This is a genomic window from Solihabitans fulvus (assembly GCF_008386585.1).
In the GTDB taxonomy this organism is placed as follows: Bacteria; Actinomycetota; Actinomycetes; order Mycobacteriales; family Pseudonocardiaceae; genus Solihabitans; species Solihabitans fulvus.
Window position 1 is genome coordinate 1 of sequence record NZ_VUOB01000051.1, and the last position, 18309, is coordinate 18309.

The 18309-nt window shown below is 71.0% G+C and carries 21 protein-coding genes; 11 read left to right on the forward strand and 10 right to left on the reverse strand.

Features of this window, described 5'->3' with window-relative positions:
* Positions 1-123: 123 nt before the first annotated feature.
* The 3 genes from F0L68_RS26140 to F0L68_RS26150 all read right to left on the reverse strand — a co-directional run bounded on the left by F0L68_RS26140 (position 124) and on the right by F0L68_RS26150 (position 2277).
* A complete protein-coding gene (locus tag F0L68_RS26140) occupies positions 124-852 on the reverse strand; it encodes a VOC family protein (RefSeq protein ID WP_149852462.1) in 729 nt (242 codons plus the stop codon).
* Between the two features lie 73 nt (positions 853-925).
* Entirely contained in the window at positions 926-1708 is a 783-nt protein-coding gene (locus F0L68_RS26145; RefSeq protein ID WP_149852463.1) for a maleylpyruvate isomerase family mycothiol-dependent enzyme, read from the reverse strand.
* Entirely contained in the window at positions 1705-2277 is a 573-nt protein-coding gene (locus F0L68_RS26150; RefSeq protein ID WP_223199141.1) for an SAV_6107 family HEPN domain-containing protein, read from the reverse strand. Before F0L68_RS26150 ends, F0L68_RS26145 begins: the two co-directional genes overlap by 4 nt.
* A gap of 238 nt (positions 2278-2515) precedes the next feature.
* On the opposite strand from F0L68_RS26150, the gene F0L68_RS26155 reads away from it, so the two are divergent.
* A complete protein-coding gene (locus F0L68_RS26155) occupies positions 2516-3025 on the forward strand; it encodes a YbaK/EbsC family protein (RefSeq protein WP_149852464.1) in 510 nt (169 codons plus the stop codon).
* Complete coding sequence (locus F0L68_RS26160; RefSeq protein ID WP_149852465.1) at positions 3022-3591, forward strand: GNAT family N-acetyltransferase; 570 nt, start codon at positions 3022-3024, stop codon at positions 3589-3591. The genes F0L68_RS26155 and F0L68_RS26160 overlap by 4 nt, the downstream gene beginning before the upstream one ends.
* A gap of 46 nt (positions 3592-3637) precedes the next feature.
* On the opposite strand, the gene F0L68_RS26165 is transcribed toward F0L68_RS26160, so the two are convergent.
* Positions 3638-5329 carry a DUF885 domain-containing protein gene (locus tag F0L68_RS26165; RefSeq protein WP_149852466.1) on the reverse strand — a complete coding sequence of 564 codons (1692 nt, stop codon included), beginning with the start codon at positions 5327-5329 and terminating at the stop codon, positions 3638-3640.
* Positions 5330-5503: 174 nt separating this feature from the next.
* On the opposite strand from F0L68_RS26165, the gene F0L68_RS26170 reads away from it, so the two are divergent.
* A complete protein-coding gene (locus F0L68_RS26170) occupies positions 5504-6133 on the forward strand; it encodes a DUF3153 domain-containing protein (protein WP_223199145.1) in 630 nt (209 codons plus the stop codon).
* A 65-nt stretch (positions 6134-6198) separates the two neighbouring features.
* Here F0L68_RS26170 and F0L68_RS26175 read toward each other — a convergent pair whose 3' ends face one another.
* On the reverse strand, positions 6199-7083 hold the full coding sequence (locus F0L68_RS26175) for a methylenetetrahydrofolate reductase (RefSeq protein ID WP_149852468.1): 885 nt from the start codon (positions 7081-7083) through the stop codon (positions 6199-6201).
* A 126-nt stretch (positions 7084-7209) separates the two neighbouring features.
* Here F0L68_RS26175 and F0L68_RS26180 point away from each other — a divergent pair, with 126 nt between their 5' ends.
* From F0L68_RS26180 to F0L68_RS42665, 3 genes are all read left to right on the forward strand, one after another.
* Positions 7210-8313 (forward strand): polyprenyl synthetase family protein, encoded by a 1104-nt coding sequence (locus F0L68_RS26180; protein WP_223199142.1) that lies wholly within the window; start codon positions 7210-7212, stop codon positions 8311-8313.
* 2 nt (positions 8314-8315) lie between these two features.
* On the forward strand, positions 8316-9863 hold the full coding sequence (gene crtI, locus F0L68_RS26185) for a phytoene desaturase family protein (RefSeq protein WP_149852469.1): 1548 nt from the start codon (positions 8316-8318) through the stop codon (positions 9861-9863).
* 113 nt (positions 9864-9976) lie between these two features.
* Positions 9977-10132, forward strand: a complete 156-nt coding sequence (locus F0L68_RS42665; protein ID WP_188316836.1) for a hypothetical protein — start codon at positions 9977-9979, stop codon at positions 10130-10132.
* Between the two features lie 15 nt (positions 10133-10147).
* Here the strand turns inward: F0L68_RS42665 and map are convergent, their stop codons facing one another.
* Positions 10148-10915 carry a type I methionyl aminopeptidase gene (gene map / locus F0L68_RS26190; RefSeq protein ID WP_149852470.1) on the reverse strand — a complete coding sequence of 256 codons (768 nt, stop codon included), beginning with the start codon at positions 10913-10915 and terminating at the stop codon, positions 10148-10150.
* A gap of 55 nt (positions 10916-10970) precedes the next feature.
* On the opposite strand from map, the gene F0L68_RS26195 reads away from it, so the two are divergent.
* Complete coding sequence (locus F0L68_RS26195) at positions 10971-11237, forward strand: helix-turn-helix domain-containing protein (protein WP_149852471.1); 267 nt, start codon at positions 10971-10973, stop codon at positions 11235-11237.
* Between the two features lie 67 nt (positions 11238-11304).
* Here F0L68_RS26195 and F0L68_RS26200 read toward each other — a convergent pair whose 3' ends face one another.
* Positions 11305-12606: an FAD-binding oxidoreductase gene (locus F0L68_RS26200; protein ID WP_223199143.1), complete on the reverse strand. Its 1302-nt coding sequence runs from the start codon at positions 12604-12606 to the stop codon at positions 11305-11307.
* Positions 12607-12659: 53 nt separating this feature from the next.
* A complete protein-coding gene (locus F0L68_RS26205) occupies positions 12660-13001 on the reverse strand; it encodes a hypothetical protein (protein ID WP_149852473.1) in 342 nt (113 codons plus the stop codon).
* A gap of 117 nt (positions 13002-13118) precedes the next feature.
* Here F0L68_RS26205 and F0L68_RS26210 point away from each other — a divergent pair, with 117 nt between their 5' ends.
* Together F0L68_RS26210 and F0L68_RS26215 are read left to right on the forward strand one after the other, a co-directional pair.
* Complete coding sequence (locus tag F0L68_RS26210; RefSeq protein WP_223199146.1) at positions 13119-13970, forward strand: helix-turn-helix domain-containing protein; 852 nt, start codon at positions 13119-13121, stop codon at positions 13968-13970.
* Positions 13957-14151, forward strand: coding sequence for a DUF397 domain-containing protein (locus F0L68_RS26215; protein WP_149852475.1), 195 nt, complete (start codon positions 13957-13959; stop codon positions 14149-14151). Before F0L68_RS26210 ends, F0L68_RS26215 begins: the two co-directional genes overlap by 14 nt.
* Positions 14152-14166: 15 nt before the next feature.
* On the opposite strand, the gene F0L68_RS26220 is transcribed toward F0L68_RS26215, so the two are convergent.
* Positions 14167-14901: an ABC transporter permease gene (locus F0L68_RS26220; protein ID WP_149852476.1), complete on the reverse strand. Its 735-nt coding sequence runs from the start codon at positions 14899-14901 to the stop codon at positions 14167-14169.
* Positions 14898-15623: an ABC transporter ATP-binding protein gene (locus F0L68_RS26225; RefSeq protein WP_149852477.1), complete on the reverse strand. Its 726-nt coding sequence runs from the start codon at positions 15621-15623 to the stop codon at positions 14898-14900. Before F0L68_RS26225 ends, F0L68_RS26220 begins: the two co-directional genes overlap by 4 nt.
* 261 nt (positions 15624-15884) lie before the next feature.
* On the opposite strand from F0L68_RS26225, the gene mptB reads away from it, so the two are divergent.
* Positions 15885-17381, forward strand: coding sequence for a polyprenol phosphomannose-dependent alpha 1,6 mannosyltransferase MptB (gene mptB, locus F0L68_RS26230; RefSeq protein ID WP_240543008.1), 1497 nt, complete (start codon positions 15885-15887; stop codon positions 17379-17381).
* The gene (locus F0L68_RS26235) at positions 17378-18304 is read left to right on the forward strand and encodes a phytoene/squalene synthase family protein (protein WP_149852478.1); all 927 of its coding nucleotides are present in this window, start codon (positions 17378-17380) and stop codon (positions 18302-18304) included. Before mptB ends, F0L68_RS26235 begins: the two co-directional genes overlap by 4 nt.
* Positions 18305-18309 lie beyond the last annotated feature (5 nt).

The following is an 18309-nucleotide window of genomic DNA, read 5'->3' on the forward strand; positions in this document are numbered from 1 at the left end:
ATTAGAAGCGACGGTCTACTAGCTACCTCAACGCCAACTACCCCAACGCCAACTACCGCAGCGCTAGCTACCTCAACGCCAACTACCCGCAAAGCACCCACCGCAGAACGACTACCGAGATGACTACCGAGGAGTGAGGACGCAGAACACGCCACCCTCGGGGTCGACGAGCACCTTCCACGGCGAGTCGCCCTGGCCGATGTCGATGTGCTTCGCGCCGAGCGCGACGAGTCCGGCGACATCGGCGTCGTGGTCGTCGCCCTTGAACGGCGCGGTGTCGAGGTGGATCCGGTGCTTGACCACGTTGACGCCATCGTTGCGCAGGAACTCCAGCCACGGTCCCCGGCCCGACGCGTGGCGCAGCGAGACAATGCGGTCCGAGCTGCGCGCCACCGACATTCCGGCAGCGACGGACCAGAACTCGGCCATCGCGGCCGGGTCGGCCGCCTCCACGATCACGGCCGCCACCGACCCGCACTCCCGGTACTCCTCGCGCGGGTCGAGCACGCAGAACTCGTTGCCCTCCGGGTCGGCCAACACGACCCACGGCACGTCGCCCTGGCCGACGTCGATGGGCTTCGCGCCGAGGTCGACGGCCCGCTCCACGATCGCCGCCTGGTCCTCCAGCGACGCGCTGGCCAGGTCGAGGTGGCGACTGTTCTTCGCCACCCTGGGCTCCGAGTTCGGCACGAACGCCACCTCGCCGAGCCAGCCCTCCGCCGACGGGTCGACGATGCAGCACTCGTCAGCCGACTCGTAGCTGAGCTCCCATCCGATCAGCGCCGCCCAGAACCGGCTGAGCGCCGCCGGGTCGGCTGCGTCAACGACAACCTCTGTAAGACGTGTAGCCATGCAAACAGGCTAACCACCCACCCCCGCACGCACCGCCTACTTATCTCTCTCGCATCTTTCTCACACCGCCCACCTATTTCGTACCAAGCCGCAGCAACGCCCACAGTTGCGCCACAGCGTCGGCGTCCCCGTCGATCCGCACGATCTCCGGCCTGGTCGGCAGCCGCCCCCACAGCCACAGGTAGACGTCCCGAGGCTCCCCCGACACGGTCGCCTGCGCCTGTCCCAGCTCCTCTGGCACGGCACGCCAGGCCGCCGATCCGGCCGGCCCCGCCCGCGCCAGCCACGCCTCGCCGCCGGTGCGCACGGCCACCAGCCCGTTCCTGGTCCCGGCCACGCCGAGCACCGAGAGCCGGTGGGTGAACCACAGCGTCAGCACCTCATCCACGCCGTCGATGGCGACGTCGTCGGCGATCGGGTCCGGCGCGACCCCGGCGGCGTCCTGCGCGTCGATCCGGTGCACGGTGGTCTCGTGCGCCATCCGGCGACGCCAGAACCCGTAACTGGTGTCGCGAGGCCACCAGGTCGGGCACGACTCCTCCGGCCGGTGCGCGGCCAGCTCGTCGAGCAACTCTCGCAGCCCGGCGAGCAGGTAGTCGGCGGTGTCCTCGCCGGCCCCCGGATCCTGTTGCCACTGACCGGGTTGGCGTCCGTCGCGCAGCCAGGACAGCACCATCCGGTAGGTGCTGCCGACGTGCCGCGCGGTTTCCCCGAGGGTCAGCCCGGGACAGTTGGGCACCGGGCGGCCCGGCGGCCGCCCGCGCGTCGTCTCGGCCAGCAGCTCGCCCTCGACGGCGAGCACGTCGAGCAGCCGGCCGTACTCCAGCAGGGCGCGGCCGCGACCCGCAGGGGTCACGGCTGCTCCCCCGGCAGGATCTGGTCCCCTGGCAGGATCTGAACCCCCGGCAGGATCCGGTCGATCAGGGACAGGAACTCACTTGCCTGCCGCACCAGGTCGTCGGCCGTCCTCGGGTTGACCAGGCGGGTGACGCCGGCCTGCACGCTGGCCCTCGTCGCGGAGTTGGCCGCGAAGAACTCGGCCCACTCGCGCAGTTCCGGTGCCATCGACGCCAGCAGCACCCAGACGCTCGTCGGGCGGGCGCGCCCCCGGTGCGGCCTGCCGCGCAACGCCAGCACGGCAGCCGAGGCGCGCAGCGCGGCCAGGTAGGCACCGGCGAACCGGTCGGCGGGCTCCGCCGCGCGCTCGGCCTCGGCCAGCCCCTCGTGCGCCTGTTCGAGCAGCGCGATGGCGGTCGCCGGCGGCAACGGCAGCGGCACCGACGGCAGCGCGCGTAACGGCATCCGCCGTTGCCTCGGCACGGGGTGCTCGCCGTGAACAGAGCGATCACCGTGGACGGGGTGCTCGCTGTGGTCGGAGTGGACGGGGTTCTGGCTGTGGATGGGGAAGTCGATCGAAGCTGACATCGGCGGCCTCCTCGCGGCGTCGTGAAATGCGACGTCACCGCCGAGGGGAAGCCGGCGGCTCCCGGTGGTGGGGTGCTTCCCCCACCCCACCACCGGGGCATTGGTGTTCGAACACCTGTTCGAACCGGTTCAGATTAACCCGAGACACCGACAACTCTCAAGCCGCTGCGGGGACCACCCCCGCCACGGGCTGGTGTGACGTGGTCTGATGAACAGGCATCTAGCCCGAGGAGTTCGCGTGAGTTCACTGGATCACCCGGGGATCCGCAAGGTCGTCGCGGCCCTGTCCGAGGCGGGGCACACCGAGGCGGCGAACGGTATCCGCGTGCTGGCCGACGACGTCCGCACGGCCGCGCAGGCGGCCGACGCGCTCGGCGTGCCGGTCGGCGCGATCGCCAACAGCCTCGTGTTCGCCGCCGAGCACCGCGGCGTGCGCAGCGCTCTGCTGGTGTTGACCTCCGGCGCGCACCGCGCCGACACCGGGCTGCTCGCCGGCCTCGCCGGGGTCACCAGCGTCGAGCGGGCCGACGCGGAGTTCGTCAGGGAGCAGACCGGTCAGCCGATCGGCGGGGTCTCCCCGGTGGGGCATCCCGCGCCGATCCACACGATCGTCGACACCGCGCTCGCCGACCACGAGGTGGTCTGGGCCGCCGCGGGCCATCCCAAGGCGGTCTTCCCCACCACCTTCGCCGGCCTGGTCGAGCTGACCGGCGGCGCGCCCGAGACAGTCGCGGAGGACGCCCGATGACGGCACTGCCCGCACCGCGCGGTGACCGGGTGGTCGAGCTGTCCCGCGACGGGCTGCACGCGCGGCTCAGCGAGGCGCTGTCGCTGTACGTGCGGGCCATGGGCTATCCGCCGGCCACGGTGGAGCAGCGGGCGCCGATGTGGTTGGCGCACATGCTGCGCGAGGACTGGCGCTGCGTGGCCGCGCTCGGCGAGGACGACACGCTGCTCGGCGTCTGCTACGGCTACCGGGGCGGCGCGGGCCAGTGGTGGCACGAGCAGGTGCGCAGGGGCCTGACGTCGGTGGCCAGCCCCGAGCTGGTGGACGAGTGGATGCGGGACTACTTCGAGCTGACCGAGCTGCACGTGCGGCCGGACGCGCAGGGTCGGGGCATCGGCGAGACGCTGCTGCGGCGGCTGCTCGACGGCGTCGACGCGGACCGGGTGCTGCTGTCCACGCCGGAAGGCCCGAGCAAGGCGTGGCGGCTGTACCGCAGGGTCGGTTTCGTCGATGTGCTGCGGCACTACCAGTTCACCGGCGACCCCCGGCCGTTCGCCGTCCTCGGCCGCATCCTTCCGGTGTCGTGAGGCGGGGAACCGGTGCCGCAACACCGGTTCCCGCCCACGAAAGGGATCAGAGCTCGGCGAGCCGCTCGCGCAGCGTGTCCAGCCCCATCGCGCCCATCTCCAGCGCCTGCTTGTGGAACTTCTTGAGGTCGAACGAGGAACCGTGCCGCGCGCGGGCGTCCTCGCGGGCGGACAGCCACAGCCGCTCGCCGAGCTTGTAGGACGGCGCCTGGCCCGGCCAGCCGAGGTAGCGGTCGATCTCGTCCCGCACGTGCGTCTGGTCGGTGATCGTCCTGGTGAGCATGAACTCCAGGCCCAGCTCCGGCGTCCAGCGCTCGCCCTCGTGGAAGCCGGTGCCCTTGGGGATCTCCAGCTCAAGGTGCATGCCGATGTCGATGATCACCCGCGCGGCCCGGAACAGGTGCGCGTCGAGCATGCCGAGCAGGTCGCCGTCGTTGTCCAGGTAGCCGAGCTCGTGCATCAGCCGCTCGGAGTACAGCGCCCAGCCCTCGCCGTGCCCGGAGACCCAGCACATCAGCCGCTGGAAGCGGTTGAGCTTGGCGGCCTGGTAGACGGCGGTCGCCACCTGGAGGTGATGGCCGGGCACGCCCTCGTGATAGACGGTGGTGACCTCGCGCCAGGTGGAGAACTCCTCCTTGTCCGCCGGCACGGACCACCACATGCGGCCGGGGCGGGTGAAGTCGTCGGTCGGGCCGGTGTAGTACGCGCCGACGCCGCCGCCGGGCGGGGCGATCCGGCACTCCAGCTTCATCAGCTCCTCGGGGAGCTCGAAGTGCACGTCGCGGAGGTCGACCAGCGCCTTGTCGGACAGCTGCTGCATCCACGCCTGCAACGCGGGCTGGCCCTGCACCAGGTATCTCGGGTCGGCGTCGAGCGCCGCGGCGGCCTCGGCGAGCGTCGCGCCCGGCTTGATCCGCCCGGCGACCTGCTTCATCTCCGCCTCGAGCCGGGAGAACTCCTCCCAACCCCACTGGTACGCCTCGGCGAGGTCGAGCTTCGCGCCGGTGAAGTAGCGCGACCACAGCCGGTAGACGTCCTCGCCGACCGCGTCCTTCTTGGGGGCCTTGGGCGCGAGTTCGTTGCGCAGGAAGCTGCCGAGGTCGGCGTACGCCTCGGCGGCGGCCTTCGCGCCGGTCTCCAGCTCGGTGCGCAGGGCGCTGGTGACGCCCTCGGTCTTGCTCGCGTCGGCGATCAGGCTGGCGAAGAACGACCGGCCGCCGCGCAGCCCGGCCCAGGTGTCGCACTGCTCGGCGACCCTGGTGACCTGGCGCAGCGCGGCCAGCTTGCCCTTGTCGGCTGAGTATCCGAGCGACGCGCGCAGCCCGACGATCGCGTTGGGCATCGCGGCCAGCCGCTTGGCGATCACCGCCCACTGCTCGGGGGTGTCGGTCGGCATCAGGTCGAACACGTCGCGCAGGGCCTGCACCGGGCTCGCGATCACGTTCAGCGCGGACTCGTCCTGGCCGGCCTCGTGCAGCTCGGTCATCAGGCCGACCCGCTCGCGGAACACGGCCTTGGCGGCCCGCTCGGAGTCGTCGGCCGGCTCGGCGGCCTCGATGTCGCGCAGCGCCCGCGCGGAGACCTCGTGTCGGGCCTGGTGGCCCTCCGGGGAGAAGTCCGTCAGCGCGTCGTCGTGCCCGGTGATCCCGAGGTGGGTCGCCTCGATCGGATCGAGCGCCGCGTACTCGTCCACATACTGATCGCTGATGCCGTGCACGCCGGCCCGAGATGAAGACATGCCGGCACGCTACCTGCTGGGCCAGGGACATCGTCAGCCCAATTAGTTCGGCTTCAGATGTGACGCAAACCGCTACGCCGAAGGGTCGACGCGTGACCAAGCTGGCAGGATGATCGCGTGCACGTAGGCCGTGGGCGCCCCACCCGTCAAGCAGCTCTCCTGCTGTCGTTGTTTGTGCTGCTCACACTCACCCTGACCGGATGTGTCCGGCTGCACGCCGCGATGGCGGTGACAGAGGACGACCGGGTGTCCGGCGAGATCGTGGCGGCGACCCCGCCGACGCAGGACGCGGATCCCGGGCCCCAGTTGAAGGTGCCACAGGAGCTTGCCAGCCGGGTCAGCGTCAAGGCGTACAAGGCGGACGGGTACACCGGCACCGAGCTGTACTTCAACGGGCTGACCTTCGAGGAGGTCCGCAGCCTGTCCACCGCGGCGAGTTCGACGACGAGCCACTACCAGCTCAACTTCCGCCGTTCGGGTGATCTTGTCACGGTGTCCGGCTCGGTGGACCTGACCCAGGTGACCGCCGACCGGGCGGACATCCAGGTGAAGATCAGCTTCCCTGGCCCGGTGCTCAGCACCAACGGCAAGATCGATACCGACAACAGCACGGTCGGCTGGACCCCCAAGCCCGGCCAGGCGTCGATGCTCACCGCCACCGTCCAGTACTCCAGCAACCCGACGACGTCCTGGCAGGGCTGGGCGCTGCTGGTCGGCGGCCTGACCGGCGGCGCGGCGCTGATCGTCATCGTGCTGGCACTGGTCGCCCACCGCCGCAGCCTCCGCGCGCTGGAAACCGGCTAGCGCAACGGTGTCCTGGTCTAGGCCCTTCTTGGTCTAGGCCGTTCCTGGTCTAGGCCCTTCCTGGTCTAGGTCCTGGCGGGGACCAGGCCGAGCCTGGCCACGACCTCCCTGGTCGCCTTGGACCGGTTGAGCGTGTAGAAGTGCACGCCGGGCACACCCTCGGCGAGCAGCCGCTCGCACAGCTCGGTGACGTGGTCGATGCCGGCGGCGCGGAAGCCGGCAGGGTCGTCGGCGTAGCGCTCCAGCTTCGCCGCGATGTGCGGCGGTACAGGGACCCCGGCCAGCTCGGCGGTCTTGTGCAGCATCCTGAGCGTGGTCAACGGCATCACCCCGGGCAGCAGCACCGTCTCGCAGCCCTTGGCGAGCACGCGGTCGCGCAGCCGCAGGAAGTCCTCTGGCTGGAAGAACAGCTGGGCGATGGCGAAGTCGGCCCCGGCGCGGAGTTTGCGCACCAGGTGCACGGTGTCGTCGTCCAGGTCGGCCGAGCGCGGGTGCCCGTAGGGCCACGCCGCGACCCCGACGCAGAAGTCGCCGAGCTCCCGGCACAGCCGGACCAGTTCCTCCGCGTAGGTGAGGCCGTCGGGGTGCCTGATCCACTCGCCGTAGGGATCGCCGGGCGGGTCGCCCCGGACCGCGAGGATGTTGCGCACGCCGACCGCCGCGTACCAGCCGATCACGTTGCGCAGCTCGGCGACGGAGTGGTCGACGGCGGTGAGGTGCGCCATCGGCACCAGCGTGGTCTCCTGCGCGATGCGCCCGGTCGTGCGGATGGTGCGGTCGCGGCTGGAGCCGCCAGCGCCGTAGGTGATCGAGACGAACGCCGGGTCGAGCGGCTCGAGTTCGCGGACGGCACGCCACAGAACCTGCTCGTCCTCGGCATCGCGGGGCGGAAAAAACTCGACGGAGAACACGGGACCGTCCCCGCGCAGCCGCTCGACCACCGAACTCATGCCATCAGCCTAGAGGCAGGTCCGGTGCCTGAGAGACGCCGTTCACCTGGTGAGACCAACCTGATTGAGAACGCCGGTGGCAACCCCGGTGCGGCGGCAAACCGGGCGACGACGGACGATAGACAGGTGTCCACACCACACCGACTCCACCCGACCGACCTGGAACTGCCGAAACACGTCGAGCACCGGCTGTTCGGCTATCTGGGTGAGCGGCGGGACGCGGGGCTGCGGATGGAGGAGAGCTTCGCCGGCGCGGTGGACGCGCTCAGTGGCTTCGTGCTCGGCGGCGGCAAGCGCATCCGCCCCACCTTCGCCTGGTGGGGGTGGCGCGGCGCGGGCGGCGACCCGGACGGCCCGCTGGCCGACGCCGTGCTCACCGCGGCCAGCTCGCTGGAGCTGATCCAGGCGTGCGCGCTGATCCACGACGACCTGATGGACGCCTCAGCGGTGCGGCGCGGCTCGCCGACCGTGCACGTGGCGTTCGCGGAGCGGCACCGCACCCAGCGGTGGCTCGGCGAGCCGGAGCGCTTCGGGCTGGCCGCCGCGCTGCTGATCGGCGATGTCGCCCTGGCCTGGGCCGACGACATGCTGTTCGACTCTGGCCTGCCCGACGACGCGCTGCGCCGGATGCGCGAGCCGTGGCAGTACATGCGCTCGGAAATGCTGGCCGGGCAGTACCTCGACATGCTCACGCAGGCGCGCGGCGACTCCTCGACGCAGGCCGCGCTGCGCATCGACCGGCTCAAGACGGCCGCGTACACGGTGGAACGGCCGCTGCACCTCGGCGCGGCCATCGGCGGCGGTTCGCCGGAGCTGATCGCCGGGCTGCGGACGTTCGGCGCGGACATCGGCGTCGCGTTCCAGCTGCGCGACGACCTGCTCGGCGTCTTCGGCGACCCGGAGGTCACCGGCAAGCCCGCCGGCGACGACCTGCGGGAGGGCAAGCGGACGCTGTTGGTCGCGCTCGGCCTGGAACTGGCGCAGGCGAGCGGCGCGCACGCGGCGACCGCGGCCCTGCACGCCGCCATCGGCCGCCCCGACCTGGACACCGGGACCGTGGACGAGGTGCGGGCGCTGCTGCACGAACTCGGCGCGGTCGACGCGGTCGAGCAGCGGATCACCGCGCTGACCGACACGGCGCTGGCCGCGCTGCGCGCCGCGCCCGTCGCGGAGCCCGCGGCGACCAGGCTGGCCGAACTGGCGGTCAGCGCGACGAAACGGAACCACTGACCGTGTCGTCCTTCACCGGCAGGACCGTCCCTGGCCGCACCGACCACGTCGTGGTGGTCGGTGCGGGTCTCGCCGGGCTGTCCGCCGCGCTGCACCTGCTTGGCGCCGGCCGCGAGGTCACCGTCGTCGAGCGGGACGCGCACCCCGGCGGCCGCGCCGGAAGGCTCGACCTGGACGGCTACCGCGTCGACACGGGCCCGACGGTGCTGACGATGCCCGAACTCGTCGAGGACGCGCTCGGCGCGGTCGGCGAGTCTATGGCCGACTGTCTCGACCTGCTGCCGGTGCGGCCCGCCTACCGGGCGCGGTTCGCCGACGGCAGCTCCATCGACGTGCACCACGAGGCCGAGGCGATGGAGGCCGAGGTGCGCAGGGTGGCCGGGCCGAGGGAGGCCGAGGGCTACCGGCGGCTGCGGGACTGGCTGACCGAGCTGTACCGGGTGGAGCGGGACACGTTCATCGGGGCGAACTTCGACTCGCCGCTCGACCTCGCCGGCAGTTCACTGGCGAAGCTGGCCGCGTTGCGCGGGTTCGGCAGGCTGGGGCCGTCGGTCGGCCGGTTCGTCCGGGACGAGCGGCTGCGGCGGATCTTCTCGTTCCAGTCGCTCTACGCCGGGGTGGCACCGCGCCGCGCGCTGGCCGCGTACGCGGTGATCGCCTACATGGACACCGTCAACGGCGTGCACTTCCCGCGCGGCGGCATGCGGGCGCTGCCCGACGCGCTGGCCGGGGCGGCGACGCGCGCGGGTGCGCGGTTCCGCTACGACACGTCGGTGGCGTGGCTGGAGCGGATCGGCAGCAGGGTCACGGCCGTGCGCACCACGCAGGGCGAGCGGATCCCCTGCGACGCCGTGGTGCTCACCCCGGACCTGCCGGCCGCGTACCAGATGCTGGGCCACGCGCCGCGCCGGCCGCGGCCGGTGCGCTGGTCGCCGTCGGCGGTGGTGCTGCACGCCGGCACCGACCGCACGTGGCGGGAACTGGGCCACCACACCATTTTCTTCGGCGACGCCTGGGACCGGACGTTCGACGAGGTGATCGGCGAGGGCCGGCTGATGAGCGATCCATCCCTGTTGGTGAGCCGCCCGACGGCGACGGACCCCTCGCTCGCGCCGGAGGGTCGGCACCTGCACTACGTGCTCGCGCCGTGCCCGAACCTGGCGACCGGATCCCTTGACTGGCAACGAATCGGCCCCGCCTACCGGGACGAGCTGGTGCGCACCCTCGAGGCGCGGGGACTGACCGGTTTCGGCGATTCGGTCGAGATGGAGCGGTTGGTCACCCCGGAAGACTGGGCGGCGATGGGCCTGGCCGCCGGAACCCCGTTCTCGGCGGCGCACACCGTCGGCCAGACGGGACCGTTCCGGCCGAGGAACCTGTTGCGGGGCGTGGACAACGCGGTGCTGGCCGGCTGCGGAACCACGCCGGGTGTCGGCGTGCCGCCGGTGCTGATCTCGGGCAAGATCGCCGCCCAGCGCATCGCGGGCGACGGCCTCGGTCGACGCCGAGTCTCTGGCGGCACGCCAGTTTCCGCCCATCCGACCGGCTGACGTCACGCCCTGTCGGAGGTGATCGTTCCCGTTGGGCTCGTCCGAGATCAGCTGAGCTGGCTTGACACGGTCGCCAAACGCGAGCCTGCGCAAGTCCCGGCCTGGCGGCGGCGGTGGCGCAGGTGGTCCTTGAGCAGCAGGGCGAGCTGCGCAAGGTCGTGCCGGCGCTGCGCGGCGAGATCCCTGCGCTGACGGCGATCGCCACCCGCAAGGGCTCCGGCACGCTGCCGACGTCCGCCCGCCGCCTGCACGCCCTGCTGACGTCGTGAGCACCGCGCTCGCGGTCAGAGGGCGGTGAGGATCACCGGGCCGTCGTCGGTGACGGCGACGGTGTGTTCGGCGTGCGCGGCGCGGGTGCCGTCGATGGTGTGCAGGGCCCAGCCGTCGTCGGCCGTGCGGTAGGCGCGGTGCCCGCCGGCCATCAGCATCGGCTCGATGGCGATCGCCAGGCCGTGGCGCAAACGCATGCCTCGGCCCGGCTTGCCGTCGTTGGGCACCGAAGGGTCCTCGTGCATCTGGCGGCCGATGCCGTGGCCGCCGAAGTCGATGGGCACGCCGTAGCCCGCCTCCCGCGCCACGCTGCCGATGGCGTGCGCGATGTCGCCGAGCTTGGCGCCGACCTTGGCGGCCGCGATGCCGGCGGCGAGGGCGGCCTCGGTGCGTTCGATCAGGATCAGGTCGGCGTCCCGTGGCGTGCCGACGGTGAAGGTGATCGCGGAGTCGCCGTTGAAGCCGCCAAGCTCGGCTCCGCAGTCGATGCTGACCACGTCGCCGTCGCGGAGCCGGTAGTCGTTCGGGATGCCGTGCACGACAACGTCGTTCACCGACGCGCAGATGACGCCGGGAAACGGCGTCGGCGCGAAGTGCGGGCGGTAGTTGAGGAACGGGGAGCGCGCGTCGTGCGCGGCGAGGACCTCGGCGGCGACCCGGTCGAGTTCCAGCAGTGTCACGCCGACGGCGGCGTGTTCGCGGACCGCGCTGAGTGCGCGGGCGACGACGCGGCCCGCCTCCCGCATCAGGGCCAGCTCGGCGTTCGTCTTCAACTCGACCATCGTGTTCTCTCCCGGTAGATGCACCAATAACTATACCGGTATTACTATCACACGTATGGTGCGACCACCGCTGACGGCGGCTGACTGGGAACGCGGCACTCGGCTCGGCGAGGTGCTGCGCGCGGCGAGAGGCGACCGCAGCATGGTCGAGGTCGCCGCGACGGCCGGCATCTCGGTCGAGACGCTCCGCAAGATTGAGACCGGACGCGTGCCGACGCCCGCGTTCTTCACGGTCGTCGCGCTCGCCGAGGCGCTCGAACTTCCGCTGGAAGTGTTGTCCCGCAACGTCGCGGGAGAACCGCCGACCAGCCTGTCGGCCTAGTACCGCACGTGCCGGTTCGGCGGGAGACACCCACCGAACCGGCACGTGACGGCGAACCGGGCTCCGGTCAGCCGTTGACCGGGAAGTTGCCGCGGATGACCCCGTGCGGGTCGCGGTCGGCCTTGATCTGCCGCAGCCGCGCGAGCGCCTCGGGGGCGAACGCGGCGGCGGCGCTCTCGGCCGGGTTGAGGAAGGTCAGCGGCTTACGGCCGCTCACCGCGCCGCCGAGCGAGTCGACGACGGCCTGCTGCTTGGCGGTGATCCCCGCCGCGGCCTCCTGCGTGATCGGCAGGCCGAACAGGTACACCAGGTAGGGCTCGCGCACCGCGCCGTGCGGGCTGTCGCTGGCCTGGGCCAGCGCGCCGCCGAGGTGGCGGATCTGGACGGCGAGCAGCGGGGCGATGGGTTCGGCCAGCAGTGCCTTGACGGTGAGGTCGTCCAGGTCGGTGAGCAGTTCGGCTCGGGAGCTGCCGGGGCCGGGGTCGGTGGGATCGGCGGTGATGGACCCGAGTTCGATCATCGGAAGCACGGCCCGGCTGTCGGAGAGCAGCCCGTCGACGCCGTCCAAAGGAGTCAGCAGCGCACGCGCATCGGCCTCGCCGCCCAGGTAGGTGACGTCCACCGAGACGATGGGCGAGGAGCCGGGGAACTGGAACAGGTCAGCCCACAGCGTCAGCTCCTGCGGCGCGTCGGCGGTGACGGCGCGGAACGCCGCCAGCACCTCAGGGGCCCGCTCAGCCGGCCAGACCATCCGCCCGCCGAACAGGTCGGGCTCGTGGTGCAGGCCGTACTCGATGGCGGTGACCAGCGCGATGTCACCGCCGCCCCCGCGCAGCGCCCAGAACAGGTCCGGGTCGGCGTCGGCGGTCACCCGGGACTGGTTGCCCTCGGCGTCCACGATCTCGAAGGCGGTGACGTGGTCGGCGGCCCAGCCGTACTTGCGGGCGAACCAGCCGAGACCACCGCCGAGGGTGTAGCCGGTCACGCTGACCACGGGGGAGCTGCCGGGCATCCCGGTCAGGCCGTGCGCGGTGGCGGCGGTCTGGACCGCCCGCGAGGCCACCCCGGCCCCGACTCGGGCGGTGCGCGCGGCCGCGTCCACCACGACCTCGTCCAGGCGTCGGGTGCGCAGCAGGATGACTCCGTCGGTGTTGCCGCTGGCGCCGTGCCCGCTGGGCTGGGCGGAGACCGCGACACCGATGGAGCGGGCGTAGCGGACCAGGGCGGACACGTCGTCGGCGTCGGCGGCCTCGACCACCGCGAGCACCGGCTGCTCGATGGCGAGGTTCCACGGGCGCCTGGCGTCGTCGAAGCCGTCGTCGCCGGCCAGCAGAACCGTGCCGCGGACGACAGAGCGTAGGTCAGACATTTCTCCCATGATCAAGAGCCTAAGCCGATACGGAACGTGGTCGTTCACGACTCTTACGGTGAAGATGAGGCCGCCATGACCTTGGCGAACACGCCGTCCGGGTCCTTGAGGAGGTCGTGAATGGTCTGGACTTCGCGGCACGGCCAGGATTCCCGCCGGAACTGCCGCCCGCCGGGAATGATTGAACAGACGGGACAGAATCCTTCCTTGTTCGGCACGTGGCGGGCGAGCATCCCGCGAATTGTCGTGACCAGGCCGGGCACGAGTTCACCGATCAGTCTCAGCTCAGGAGAATCGGCGTCGTCGAGGTCGTTGACCAGGAACTCTATCTCGTCGAGGTAGCCGTAGAGGTCGAAACGCAGGAGTCGGAACGCGTTGGCCAGTGCGGGTGACATGACAGGCATAACGCAAGCAGAAAGCTTCGGAACAACAAAAGCCAGGCACAGTAGGAGGAATCTTGGCCGCGCAACCAGGAAATCTCGACGGCCAACCCTAGAGTTCGACGGGTGCGGATGAAGGAGCAGGAGTCGACGGTACGGGCGCGGGAGTTGGGCGAAGCGCTGCGACAGGCCATGCAGCGGGCCGAACTGAACGGCCGAACCCTCGCGCGCAGGCTGGGTTGGTCCGAGCCGAAGGTCTCCAGCCTGTTGAACGGCCGGCACCTCGTCAGCGAGGTGGACCTGTCCAGTTTCTTGGCGCTGTGCGGTGTGATCGGAGCCGAGCGAGCCGAACTGCTCCGGCTCAATCGGGAGCAGAAGCACAGCGGCGAATACCTGACAACGAAGCTCCGCACGCTGGCCTCCTGCGAGGAGGCCGCCCTCGCGATCAGCAACTACGAAGCGCAGATGATCCCTGGCCTGCTTCAGACACCCGACTACATGTGGGGCCTGATGCGCCGGTCAAAGTTCGTGCGGGAGGAGAACATCGCGCCCCGCGTCGACCTTCGGATCGACCGGCAGACGATCTTCGACCGAACCAACCCTCCCCGGTGCACCTACTTCATCGAGGAAGCGGCGCTGCGTAGCTCTGTCGGCGCACCCGACGTGATGTCAGACCAACTGCACCATCTGCTGCGCATGTCGGTCCGGCCGTACATCAACATCCAGGTCGTGCCAAGTTCGGCGGGCGTGCATGCCGGTCTGTGCGGCGCCTTCGCCTTGATGAGGTTCGACCACGTCAACCCAGTCGTCTACCTGGAAACCTCCACATCCAACGTGTTCATCGAGCGGCCCGAAAGCATCGCGATCTACGAAGCCATTCTCTCGGACCTTTCACGGTTGGCTCTCAGCCCAGGAGAATCGGCGCATCGGGTCGCCACGATCGCAGCCGAGTTCGCCGGAGGGGAAACCGATGACCACGACTGACACAGGCGTCACCACCTGGCGGAAGAGCAGCCGCAGCGGGCCAGTCGAGCAGGGCAACTGCGTGGAGGTGGCGTTCGGGCCGCGCCGCGTGGCCGTCCGCGACTCCAAGAACGCGTCCGGCCCCACCCTCGACTTCACCCCCGCCGACTGGCTCGCTTTCCTGTCAGGGGCGAGCAAGTAGCGCCAGGGGCACGAGTCACGGGGTGCGGCGGCGCAGCGTCGCCGCACCCAACAGCAGCGCGACCAGCGCGCACGCCGCCACGATCACCAGGTTCCGCACCAAGGTCCCGTCGACCACGTTCGACCTGGTCACCTGCGTCAGCGCGTCCACCGCGTAGGACAGCGGCAGCACGTTCGACAGCCAGTGCAGCACGTCCGCCATCTGCCCCCGAGGCATGAACAGCCCGCACAGCAACACCTGCGGCATCACGAACGCCGGCATGAACTGCACGGCCTGGAACTCCGTGCGGGCAAAGGCGCTCGCGAACAACCCCAAAGCCATCCCGAGCAACGCGTCCAGCAGCGCGATCAGCAGCAGCACCCACACCGAGCCGCTGATGGTCAGGCCCAGCCAGCCCAACGCGAACGCCGCGGCGACCGCCACCTGCGCCACGGCGACCAGCCCGAACGCGATCGCGTAGCCGATCAGCAGGTCCAGCTTGCCGATCGGCATGGTCATCAGCCGTTCCAGCGTCGCGGTCAGCCGCTCGCGCAGCGTCGTCACCGACGTGACGATGAACATGATCGCGAACGGGAAGACCCCGAGCAGCGCGGGCGCGGCCTCGCTGAACGCGCGCTCCGAGTTGAACACGAACCGGAGCAGCACCAACAACAACGACGGCAGGATCACCATCAGCACGACCGTCCTCGGGTCGTGCCGCAGCTGTGCCAGGATCCGCCTCGCGGTCGCCAACACGATCGCCGGGTTCATGACCGCACCGCCTCCTCCCGCTCCCGCACCAACCGCAGGAACGCCTGTTCGAGATCCGTCGATTCGGTGCGTCTGCGCAGTTCGTCCGGTGTGCCGTCGGCGAGCAACTGCCCCTCCCGCATCAGCAGCAGGCGGTGACACCGCGCGGCCTCGTCCATCACGTGGCTGGACACCAACAGCGTCACGCCGCGCTCGGCCAACCCGTGGAACAGCGTCCACAGCTCCTCGCGCAGCACCGGGTCGAGGCCAACCGTCGGTTCGTCCAGCACCAGCAGCTCCGGCGAACCGAGCAACGCGACGGCGAGGCTGGCCCTGGACAGCTCTCCGCCGGACAACCGGCCGATCACCTTGCCGGCGTGCCTGCCGAGCCCGACCTCGTCGATCACCCGCGACACGTCCGACTTCGGCGCGCGCAGCACGGCGGCGAAGTACCGCAGGCTCTCCGTCACGGTCAGGTCCGCGTACACGGACGGGCTCTGCGTCGAGTAGCCGATCCGGTTGCGCAGGGCGGCGCTGCCGGCCGGCAGCCCGAGCACGGTGACGACCCCGCCCGCCACCACCTGGACGCCGACGACCGACCGCATCAGCGTCGTCTTCCCGCACCCGCTCGGCCCGATCAGGCCGGTCACCGTGCCCCTTGGCACCGTGAAGCCGAGGTCGCGCACCACCGCGCGGCCTCCCCTGTTGACCAGTAGTTCCTCAACCACGACGGCGTGCGTCATGACGTAATTCTGCACTCGTTGAATTACTCCGTCAACAGGCCATCAGCGTCAGTGGTGGACCACAGCGCGCGACCGCGCGAACACCCACCGAACGGCACTCGACCCCGCGCGACGCGCGTGCGACGATCTACCGAGCCGTTAAGAACACATGACGTGTTCCTGCCGTCGCCTGCTCGCGTGTGCGCGCGTTGTGCGACGATGGTCAACGCGATGCCCGCGACGCCTTCCCTTCCTCGATCTAGCACCGAACAGAGTGAGTCGGTGCCGTCTGCGCCTACCCAGGAGCAGGCTCAGAGCGCAGACATCAACGGTCTCCCCGTCCGCACGATCCTGCTCGGCGTCCTCGGCGTCATGCTGGTCGCGCTCGGCGGCACCGGTGCGGGCGCGACCCTGGTGCACGACCCGGTCCTCGCCGACAGCGGACTGAGCTGGATCCGCTACGGCCACGGCCTCGACCTGGCCACCGCCGTCCTCTACATCGGACTCGGCCTGCTCGTCTGGGCCTGGGTGCGGCTGGGCAGGGGCGTGCGAGCCAAGCGAGTCAACAGCCGGGGCATGCTGATCGCCATCGGCGCGTGGTCGCTGCCGCTGTTGGTCGCGCCGCCGCTGTTCAGCAAGGACGTCTACAGCTACCTGTCGCAGGGAATGCTGGCGCTCAAGGGCTTCGACCCCTACGTCGTCGGCCCGGCCGCGCTGCCCGGCCCGCTCACCGAGAACGTCAGCTGGGTCTGGCAGAACACCCCGGCGCCCTACGGCCCGCTGTTCATCCTCGTCGCCAAGGGCGTCGTGGCGATCACCGGCACCAGCCTGATCGGGGGCGTGCTGCTGCTGCGGCTGGCCACCGCGTTCGGGCTCGCGCTGCTGTGCTGGTCCGTCCCCGGCCTGGTCAGGCACCTCGGCGGCAACGCGGCGCTGGCGCTGTGGCTCGGCGTGGCCAACCCGCTGATGCTCGTGCACCTGATCGGCGGGGCGCACAACGACATGCTGATGGTCGGCCTGCTCGCGGCCGGGGTGCGGCTGATGCTCGACGGACGACATCTGACCGCCATCGCGCTGGTGACGCTGGCCTTCTCGGTCAAGGCGACGGCCGTGGTGGCGCTGCCGTTCCTGGTCTGGGTGTGGGCCGCGCGGCTGACGGGGACACGGCGCAACCGGTTCCTCAAGGCGGCGGGCGGCGGGCTCGCGGTGTTCGTGGTCGTGTTCACCCTGTGCACGCTGGCCGCGGGCGTCAGCCTCGGCTGGATCCCGGCGCTGAGCACGTCCTCGATGATCGTGAACTGGCTGTCGCTGCCCACCGCCCTCGGCCAGTTCACGCACACCCTGGTCAGCCTGGTCTTCACCGTCGACCAGGGCATCTTCCTCGGCATCGCGCGGGCGATCGGCGAGATCCTGCTGGTGTGGATCGCGGCTCGGCAGTGGTGGGCCGCGCGGGACGGTGGGCCGGAGGCCGTGCGCCGGGCCGCCTACACGCTGCTCGCCGTCGCGCTGCTGAGCCCGGCGACGCTGCCCTGGTACTTCAGCTGGCCGCTGGTCATCGGCGCCGGGCTGGCCTGGGGCACGTCCGCGCTGGTGGTCGCGGTGCTCGGCTCGGTGTGGCTGCTGCTGGTGACCTTCCCCAACGGCGACACCGCGCTGTACTCGTGGGGCTACCTCTTCCTGGCGCTGCTCGCGTCCGGCCTGGCCGCCGTGTCGCTGGTGCGGCCCGATCCGCTCCGGCTGTCCATCCGGAGCAAGACCCCGGCGCGAGCCGCCCGGTGAGCGCGCGGGAACTGGGCGCCGCCGGCATCGACGACCCGGTGGCGCGGGCCGCCTACCTGCGCTGCCGCGAGATCAACGCCAGCTACGGCAGGACGTTCTTCCTGGCCACCAGGCTGCTCACGCCGGGACGCCGGCCCTCGGTGCACGCGCTGTACGGCTTCGCGCGGCTGGCCGACGAGATCGTGGACGACACCGCCGTCGGCCACACGCCCGCGCAGCGGGCCGCCGCGCTCGACGGGCTGGAGCGGGAACTGAAGGCCGGGCTGGCCGGCGAGCCGGGCAGAAACCCGGTGATCACCGCGGTCGCGCACACCGCGCGGCGCTACCGCCTCGCCCCCGACCTGTTCACCGACTTCCTCGCCTCGATGCGGCTGGATCTGCGCGTCACCGAGTACCGCGACCTCGCGGCGCTGCGCGAGTACATGTACGGCTCGGCCGCCGTGATCGGGCTCCAGATGCTGCCGGTCTTCGGCACGGTCGGGCCGCGCGAGGAGGCCGAGCCGGCCGCGATCGCGCTCGGCGAGGCGTTCCAGCTGACCAACTTCCTCCGCGACATCGGCGAGGACCTCGACCGGGGACGCCTCTACCTGCCGACGGAGGAACTGGCCGCGTTCGGCGTCGACCGCGCGCTGCTGACCTGGTGCCGGCGCACCGGGCGCGCCGACCAGCGGGTGCGCCGCGCGCTCGCGCACCTCGCCGCCTACACCTACTCGATCTACCGCGACGCGAAGCGGGGCGTCGCCCTGCTCGAACCCGTGTCGCGGCCCTGTGTGGCGACCGCCCTGACGCTGTACCGGGAGATCCTGGACGGCATCGTGGCGGCCGACTACGACGTGTTGGACCGGCGCATCGTGGTGTCCCGTCAGCGCAGGCTCGCGGTGGCACTGCCCAGCCTCGGCCGGGCAGTGCTCGCCCGTCTCTGAGTAGC

What these genes read in the sequence shown, in the direction of transcription:
- F0L68_RS26165 (WP_149852466.1), bottom strand. Translation starts at nt 5,329, where the DNA reads ATGTCTTCATCTCGGGCCGGCGTGCACGGCATCAGCGATCAGTATGTG.
- F0L68_RS26205 (WP_149852473.1), bottom strand. Translation starts at nt 13,001, where the DNA reads ATGTCACCCGCACTGGCCAACGCGTTCCGACTCCTGCGTTTCGACCTC.
- F0L68_RS26150 (WP_223199141.1), bottom strand. Translation starts at nt 2,277, where the DNA reads ATGTCAGCTTCGATCGACTTCCCCATCCACAGCCAGAACCCCGTCCAC.
- F0L68_RS26210 (WP_223199146.1), top strand. Translation starts at nt 13,119, where the DNA reads ATGAAGGAGCAGGAGTCGACGGTACGGGCGCGGGAGTTGGGCGAAGCG.
- F0L68_RS26220 (WP_149852476.1), bottom strand. Translation starts at nt 14,901, where the DNA reads ATGAACCCGGCGATCGTGTTGGCGACCGCGAGGCGGATCCTGGCACAG.
- F0L68_RS26175 (WP_149852468.1), bottom strand. Translation starts at nt 7,083, where the DNA reads ATGAGTTCGGTGGTCGAGCGGCTGCGCGGGGACGGTCCCGTGTTCTCC.
- F0L68_RS26225 (WP_149852477.1), bottom strand. Translation starts at nt 15,623, where the DNA reads ATGACGCACGCCGTCGTGGTTGAGGAACTACTGGTCAACAGGGGAGGC.
- F0L68_RS26160 (WP_149852465.1), top strand. Translation starts at nt 3,022, where the DNA reads ATGACGGCACTGCCCGCACCGCGCGGTGACCGGGTGGTCGAGCTGTCC.
- F0L68_RS26200 (WP_223199143.1), bottom strand. Translation starts at nt 12,606, where the DNA reads ATGTCTGACCTACGCTCTGTCGTCCGCGGCACGGTTCTGCTGGCCGGC.
- F0L68_RS26195 (WP_149852471.1), top strand. Translation starts at nt 10,971, where the DNA reads ATGGTGCGACCACCGCTGACGGCGGCTGACTGGGAACGCGGCACTCGG.
- F0L68_RS26215 (WP_149852475.1), top strand. Translation starts at nt 13,957, where the DNA reads ATGACCACGACTGACACAGGCGTCACCACCTGGCGGAAGAGCAGCCGC.
- map (WP_149852470.1), bottom strand. Translation starts at nt 10,915, where the DNA reads ATGGTCGAGTTGAAGACGAACGCCGAGCTGGCCCTGATGCGGGAGGCG.
- F0L68_RS26140 (WP_149852462.1), bottom strand. Translation starts at nt 852, where the DNA reads ATGGCTACACGTCTTACAGAGGTTGTCGTTGACGCAGCCGACCCGGCG.